The organism is Mesorhizobium sp. M7A.F.Ca.AU.001.01.1.1, assembly GCF_004022735.1.
GTDB classification, from domain to species: Bacteria; Pseudomonadota; Alphaproteobacteria; order Rhizobiales; family Rhizobiaceae; genus Mesorhizobium; species Mesorhizobium ciceri.
In genome coordinates, this window is record NZ_RZPF01001100.1 from 1 (window position 1) to 1,292 (window position 1,292).

Here is a 1,292-nt window from a genome sequence, read left to right on the forward strand (position 1 = left end):
CGGCATTGCCGGCCCGAAGCATTCCGCTGCCGGATTTCGCACCGCGGCCGAAAGCCGATGTCGGCGCGCAGCAGCCTGAGAATGTTCCCTTCGCGATGGCGGAGGCGACAGCCACCACCGAGCAGGCCGTGGCGACCGCGCATGCGCCGGCGAGCGTTCCTTTCGGCATGGCCGATGCAACGGCTTCGGCTGATGCGACCCAGGTCGCGGTCAACAACATACCGTTGCCGACATGGCGTCCCGACAATTCGCTGCCGGCCGCTCTGGCTGCGCCGCCCAGCAAGGATGTGCTGATGGCGCTGGCCGAGACGGCCGACCAAGGCAAGACCGCGACCGATGCGTTCTCGGTGCTGCCGACGGCGCGGCCCGAGATGGCCAGGCCGGACGCGGTCAAGGCCGTGCTCGACGAGGCCAATGCCCAGGTCGGTGCGGCCGATTACCAGCTTGCTTCCTTGTCCGGGTCCGAGCCGCGTTCGGCGTTCAACGATCCGGGCACCAACACCGCATCGCCGCGCGATGCTGTCGTGGCCCGCCCAGTCGGTTCCGATCCGGCCGCCGCGATCGGCGCCGGCGTCAAGACGACCCGCAAGGAATCGAGAGCCACCGCCCGCGACCTGAAGCCAGGCCCCAAGGCCATGGTGGTTGCAGCCGCACCGCAGGCCGCCCGTTGGGCCTTGACCAGCGGCGAGCAGGTCGCCACCGTTTCAAGCGCGACGACGGCGCCGGGTTACGCCTACAGCATCGTGCACACGCCGCCGAGCGAGGTCTACACCGCTGGCTTCCAGCCGAGCAGCCAGGTGGCCGATGCCAATCGCTTCACCGGCAACGCCGTCAAGTTCATGTCGGTAGCCCGCTTCCAGACCAAATGACGGCAAATCAACCGACAAAGCCGCGCCGGGCAACCAGCGCGGCTTTTTGCTGCGTGGCCGGATCCGGTCGCGCGGCCCGCCGGCTTCCGATCACACCGGCCTGACATTGCCGTGATCGTGGAACGCCTCGGGCCGTCAACGGTTTCTCCCTCGTTCGTTCAAACCCGGGGATACCCATGAAGAAGATTCTACTGGCATCGGTCATCGCGTTGGCAACCGCTTCGGCGGCCATCGCCCCTACGCAGGCCGAAACCATTGTCGTCAAGACCCACGATCACATGCACATGAAGAAGCACTGCCGGACCAAGGTTGTCACGACCTGGAAGCATCATCATAGGGTGGTCAGGGAAGTCAGGGTCTGCAACTGATCCGGCCAAGGCAGGCCTGGAAAAAACATCCGGCGGAAGCCCGGCCGACTTGCGT

The 1,292-nt window shown here is 66.3% G+C and carries 1 protein-coding gene and 1 pseudogene; both read left to right on the plus strand.

Annotated features, from left to right (window positions below; all coding sequences use genetic code 11):
* A pseudogene (locus tag EN884_RS36170) lies at window positions 1–869 on the plus strand (peptidase M15); the annotation flags it as partial.
* Window positions 870–1,045: 176 nt separating this feature from the next.
* Window positions 1,046–1,237 carry a hypothetical protein gene (locus EN884_RS36175; RefSeq protein WP_013529739.1) on the plus strand — a complete coding sequence of 64 codons (192 nt, stop codon included), beginning with the start codon at window positions 1,046–1,048 and terminating at the stop codon, window positions 1,235–1,237.
* Window positions 1,238–1,292: the final 55 nt, after the last annotated feature.

Bases quoted from the DNA above. Each gene is read 5' to 3' on its own strand.
- EN884_RS36175 (WP_013529739.1), top strand. From the start codon at position 1,046: ATGAAGAAGATTCTACTGGCATCGGTCATCGCGTTGGCAACCGCTTCG.